The sequence below is a fragment of the Nitrospiria bacterium genome (assembly GCA_035498035.1).
In the GTDB taxonomy this organism is placed as follows: Bacteria; Nitrospirota; Nitrospiria; order JACQBZ01; family JACQBZ01; genus JACQBZ01.
The window spans coordinates 1-5,798 of record DATKAN010000013.1 but is presented as its reverse complement, the minus strand read 5'-3'; the positions used below and the strand labels follow the sequence as shown (position 1 = coordinate 5,798).

General features: G+C 56.6%; 6 protein-coding genes. All 6 read left to right on the top strand.

What is annotated here, in order from left to right; genetic code table 11:
- Positions 1-16: 16 nt before the first annotated feature.
- A complete protein-coding gene (locus VMN77_02005; GenBank protein ID HTN42551.1) occupies positions 17-907 on the top strand; it encodes a metal ABC transporter permease in 891 nt (296 codons plus the stop codon).
- Between the two features lie 236 nt (positions 908-1,143).
- On the top strand, positions 1,144-1,560 hold the full coding sequence (gene nikR / locus VMN77_02000; GenBank protein ID HTN42550.1) for a nickel-responsive transcriptional regulator NikR: 417 nt from the start codon (positions 1,144-1,146) through the stop codon (positions 1,558-1,560).
- 16 nt (positions 1,561-1,576) lie between these two features.
- Positions 1,577-2,434 carry a hypothetical protein gene (locus tag VMN77_01995; GenBank protein HTN42549.1) on the top strand — a complete coding sequence of 286 codons (858 nt, stop codon included), beginning with the start codon at positions 1,577-1,579 and terminating at the stop codon, positions 2,432-2,434.
- The gene (locus VMN77_01990) at positions 2,435-3,160 is read left to right on the top strand and encodes an energy transducer TonB (protein ID HTN42548.1); all 726 of its coding nucleotides are present in this window, start codon (positions 2,435-2,437) and stop codon (positions 3,158-3,160) included. It begins immediately after the preceding gene.
- A 21-nt stretch (positions 3,161-3,181) separates the two neighbouring features.
- Positions 3,182-5,275: a TonB-dependent receptor gene (locus VMN77_01985; GenBank protein ID HTN42547.1), complete on the top strand. Its 2,094-nt coding sequence runs from the start codon at positions 3,182-3,184 to the stop codon at positions 5,273-5,275.
- A gap of 48 nt (positions 5,276-5,323) precedes the next feature.
- A complete protein-coding gene (locus VMN77_01980; protein ID HTN42546.1) occupies positions 5,324-5,650 on the top strand; it encodes a hypothetical protein in 327 nt (108 codons plus the stop codon).
- The last annotated feature ends 148 nt before the right edge of the window (positions 5,651-5,798 follow it).

Below are 5,798 nucleotides of genomic sequence, written 5' to 3'. Positions count from 1 at the left end.
GACGAGATAGGCTGACATGGAGACTCTTGGTCAAATTCTCTCCCCCGATTTTCTCCTCCGCAATTCGGTTTACACCAGCGTGCTGGTCGGTCTCGCCTGCCCGCTCGTCGGGGTTTTTCTCGTCATGCGCCGCCTGGCGTTTCTGGGGGTCGCGCTTCCGCAAATTTCTTCCACCGGAATTGCCTTCGCGCTGTCGTTTCCGGTCTGGCTTGGCTTCAATCCGGCGGGTTACAGCCCGCAAGCGGCCCACATGCTGGCCTTTACGGGCTCCATCGCCTTTTCACTGGCGGCGATTCTGACGCTGGCGTTCATGGAGCGAAGAGGCCGTGGACAACTCGAAGGCCGGCTCGGCACGGCGTACGTTGTGGCCGGCGCCGCAAGCATCCTGCTGCTGGCGCAAAATCCCTACGGCGAGATCGGCTTGCTCGACATGCTGAAAGGAGAGGTAATTGCGGTCTCCAATTTCGATCTCGTGCTCACGGCGGCCATACTTGCACTGGTGCTTGTCATGCTTGGACTTTTCCAGAAGGAATTGCTTCTGGTTTCATTTGATCGCGACATGGCAATGGTCCTTCGTAAGAATGTGGTTTTTTGGGATGTGATGCTCTACATCCTCATCGGTCTGACGGTCTCGATGGCCGTGCTCAGCGTCGGTCCGCTGATTTCGTTCGGTTTTTTACTGATTCCTGCGCTGATCGCGCACCTCTTCGCACGTAACATGCGCCAGTTCACGGTGATTTCATCTTTGAACGGGGGGGCCGCCGCGTTCCTCGGTTTCTATATGGCCTATTCCTGGGATATGCCCGTGGGCCCGACGGATGTCGTGCTCCTCGGAGTGGTTTATGCGGCTACTTGGACTGTGACGAGGCTCCTCCACGGAGTCCTGCAACGCCCTCCTCAGCTTTAGTGACTGACAGAGTTTGAAGCAATTCCCTCCCGAATCATTCCTTTAATCCGGGGAAGATTCCAACAATCGGCTCCTCGCCTTGGGGTAAATTAACCATTCGGAATCGTCTGTCCAGACGACGCATCTTCGTTCCTCCCGGCTTCGGGAATCGGCGGCTTCCCCAGCCTTGACGTGCATATTCAATTGTGTTACGATTTATAAAAACGTAACACGACGGTAAGGAGGAACCCTTCGTCATGAAGAAAACCATCCGCTTCGGCGTTTCTCTGGACCATCATCTCCTCGAAGGGTTCGACCGACTGATCAGGGATAAAAAATACGTCAACCGGTCCGAGGCGATCCGGGACCTGATCCGGGATCAACTGGTGGAAGAGGAATGGAAATTCGGGGAAAAGGTCGTCGGGACGATCACGATCGTCTATGACCACGATGTCCGCGAATTGGGCGAGACCTTGGCCCACCTTCAGCACCAATATCACAAAGCGGTCCAATCCACCCTCCACGTTCATCTGGATGAACGGAACTGCATGGAGGTGCTCGTCGTGATGGGAAAAGGAGCGGCGGTCCGGGCGATCGCGGATCGACTCATCGGAACCAAGGGGGTTAAGCACGGAAAGCTGACGATGACCACAACCGGAAAGGCGCTCTCATGAGGCGAGGGAAGACTCCGTGACGGAATATCTTGGATTGGTTCTTTTTACGACCTTTCTCTACGGCTTTCGCCACGGGATCGACTGGGATCATATCGCGGCCATCACCGATATAACCAGCACTGGCCGAGTGGAGGACGGGGCGGAGGCCCGGGGAATGGCAAAGGGCAGTCGTGGTTTCCTGTCCGCCGCCCGCACGGGGCGGCCGGTTCTGTTCCTGTCGACGATGTATGTGTTGGGCCACGCGGCCATGGTGGTGACGCTCGGGTCGGCGGCGCTTCTGGCCCAGGCGCTTCTGCCCGATTGGGTAGACCCGATTCTCGAGCGGGTGGTGGGCCTGACGCTGCTCCTCCTGGCGGCCTGGGTGTTCTACTCCCTGGTGCAGTATCTCCGTGGAAGGGCGGAGTTCCGATTGCGAAGTCGCTGGATGCTGGTTTTCTCCGGAATCGCTTACCTCTGGCACAGGATGCACGAGTGGCTCGAGGGCCGCGCGCATGAGCACAAACACCGGTTGTCGCAGTACAGTCCGGTCTCCGCGTTCATCGTGGGAATTATTCACGGCATCGGGGCCGAAACGGGCTCGCAGGTGCTGCTCATCGCCGCGGTCGGCGGGACGAGCGGAGTCGCGAGCGGCCTGCTGTTGATGGGGACTTTTGTCGTGGGCCTCATCCTCAGTAACAGTCTGATCGCCGTGGTCACGGCCGCCGGTTTCTTGAGCGCACAGAGCGAACGTCGCGTATATGTGGCGGTCGGCGTGGCGGCGGGCCTGTTCAGCCTGGTGGTGGGCCTCTACTTTTTAACCGGGCGGGCCGAGTCGCTGCCCGACCTTCCCGGAATGTTCCATGTGCTCGGCGGCGCGATGCCCAAAGGAAAATAAATGCGATACCCGGCGGCAGTCAGGTTGAGTGAAATAGCGAAAATTAATCAGATCGGGCCGGCCTTCCTGCTTTCGCTCGCGTTGCACGGCGCATTAATATCGGTCTCGCTGATCGCCACCGTTCACCGGTTTATACCGCACCGGCCGCAGATTTTCGAGGTGATCCTGGCCGATTGGCCGAGGGAAAAATCGGTGGGAATTCCTACCCCGACACCGCCGGAAACCCCGAGCCGCCCGGTGCAACGACCTCGTCCTAATCTGGAAACACCCAAGGTCGTTCATCCAGAGCCCGTTCAGGAAACTCAGCCGACAATGAATCCAGAAATCCAATCCTTGGCGGAAAATCCACCGGTCCAATTCCCTATTCAAAGTGCCTCCACCCAATCGCAGGTACCGGACGCCTTGCAAAACCACCCGGCCTCTCAAGACCCGGCCGGTCGGTCTCTCACGCCACCGCAATTTGACGCAGCCTATCTCGAAAATCCAAAGCCCAAGTATCCGGCCACTGCGCGAAAGCTCGGGATTCAGGGAACGGTCGTTCTTCGGGTTTTTATCAGCGTGGAAGGGAACCCGGCCGAAATCCGGGTTGAAAAGAGTTCAGGTCACCCTGTGCTCGACCAAGCGGCACTGACGGCCGTGAAAAAATGGAGGTTTGACCCAGCACACGAGGGCGAAGCACCGGTCGCCGCATGGGTCGATGTTCCGATTCGATTCCGACTTGAATAACTCAACCTGGAGAAATTACTCATGCGGGTCATCGACGATCCCTTGGCGTTTCTGTTTCTTATCCTGTCAATCCTGTTGATCGTCGCATTTCCGAAACCCGCCTTTTCAGGCGGGGTCCAAACCTTGGAGACGGTCGAGGTCACCGATTCCGCCGAGAATCTTGTGGGAACGGCCGATTCTTCGACGGAAGGGACCGTGACCCCCAAACAAATCGAAGATCGACCCATCAAGCGGACCGGAGAACTGCTTGAGGCCGTTCCCGGTGTGATCATCAGTCAGCACAGTGGGGAAGGGAAAGCGAATCAATATTATCTTCGGGGATTCAATCTGGATCATGGGACGGATCTATCCTTGACGGTGGGAGGGGCTCCCGTGAATATGCCGACCCACGCCCACGGGCAGGGGTATTCCGATCTGAATTTCTTGATTCCCGAGATCGTCAGCGGGGTCCAGTACAAGAAAGGACCTTATTATGCGGACGAAGGGGATTTTTCTTCCGCCGGCGCGGTCAATATGGACTATGCGAATGTCTTGCCCCGTAACATCGCGGAAGTCGGGGCGGGTACGGACGGTTACCGGCGCGCGTTGCTGGCCGCATCCCCGAGCCTTGGAGACGGACATTTGCTCTACGCGTTGGAATTGTTTCACAACGACGGACCCTGGGATAACCCGGACAATTTTAAAAGATTGAATGGCGTGTTGCGTTACAGCCGGGGAGTGCAACAGAATGGATGGAGCATCACGGCCTCGGAATATGACGGAACCTGGAACTCCACGGATCAGGTCCCTCTACGGGCCATTCACGAAAACCTGATCTCGCGATTTGGCGCGATCGATCCGACCGACGGGGGAAGATCCTACCGGCATAGTCTGGTCGGGCAATGGCAGAAGACGGGGGAGAATTCAATCACAAAAGCCGATGTCTATCTGATCGATTACAAACTGAATCTTTTCTCGGATTTCACCTTCTTTCTCGACCATCCCGAGGCCCCATTCGGCGACGGGACGGGCGACCAGTTTGAACAGGCGGACAAGCGCGTCGTCACGGGTTTCAAAACGAGTCAGGGCTGGTTAACGCAACTCGGCGGGCATGACATGGACAACACCGTCGGTCTGCAACTTCGTAACGACAATATCGCGAACGTCGCGCTCTACCACACCCAGGCACAGAACGTGCTTTCCACCACGAGCCAGGACCAGGTCGTGCAGACCAGCCTGGGAGTTTATTTTCAAAACGGTTTCCGATGGGCCGAAAAATTCCGGACGGTGGCCGGCGTGCGAGAGGACTTCTACCGCTGGGATGTGAACAGCAATATTGACGCCAATTCCGGAATCGCCCACGATTCGATTACCAGTCCCAAATTGAGCCTCATCTTCGGACCCTGGGCCAAAACGGAGTATTACATCAACGGGGGTTACGGCTTTCACAGCAATGACGGACGGGGGTCGACCATCCAGGTGGATCCCAGCACCCTTCAACCGGTCTCCAAAGTGGACCCGCTGGTGCGAACCAAAGGCGCGGAGGTCGGGACACGCACCGCCATCGTGCCGCATCTTCAGAGCTCCCTCACATTATGGATTTTGGATTCCGACTCCGAGCTTCTCTTTGTCGGGGATGCCGGGACGACCGAGCCAAGCCGCCCCAGCCGACGTGATGGGGTCGAATGGGCGAATTATTACACGCCCACTACCTGGTTCATCATGGACGCCGATTTTGCCTATTCCAACGCCCGTTTCACGGATTCGGAACCGGGGGTGGGAAATCACATTCCCGGATCGCCGCAAGCGGTGGCCTCCGTCGGGGCCTCGGTCGACGGTCTGTCCGGATTTTTGGGAAGCCTCCGGTTGCGCTATTTCGGCCCCCGACCGTTGATCGAGGACAACAGCGTGCGTTCCCAATCCTCCACGACGGTCGATGCACGAGTGGGTTACCAGTTTTTTAAGACCTGGCGGGTGTTGGTGGACGTGTTCAACCTTTTTAATGCCAAAGTTTCGGATATCGACTATTACTACACCTCGAGATTGCAGGGAGAACCACTGACCGGGGTGAACGACATCCATACGCATCCGGCGGAACCTCTCGAAGTCCGTGTAACCGTGGCCGCAAGCTTTTAAGAAAAAACTTGACCGCTGCTTAAAAAAGGGTTATATGGATAATACCTAATGACCATGATATCGCGAAAGACACAGATTAGGCGGACGGCCTTGGTTCTGGCCGCGGGCTACCTTTTCCTATCCGGTTTCATGTCGTTCGGGGCGGTGCAGCAGGGCGTTCATCCTATGCGCCATGCCGGCCACGCCAAACAGCACTCGACCCCTTTCTGTCACTGGATGTGTTCGGCCTCGACTTTTGTTCATTCGGCCGATTTCAATGTCAACCAGGACGTTCATCCTTCTTTTGAGAAGCTCCCGATCCGAACGGAGTCTTTTTTCAGCAGCCTTTCTGTCTTTCATGTTTATATCCGCCCTCCTCCTGTTGTTCTCGTCTAAAGATTTTTGACCCTTAATAAAAATTTAAAATAATCTCAATCCGGTGTCGCGTCACGCACGCGTTCGTCTTAATCTACCCAAGAGACGGGCGGGATACGTTCTGTCCGCCCCTCGTCCGGATTGCAGACATACGAAATCATCCAAAAGG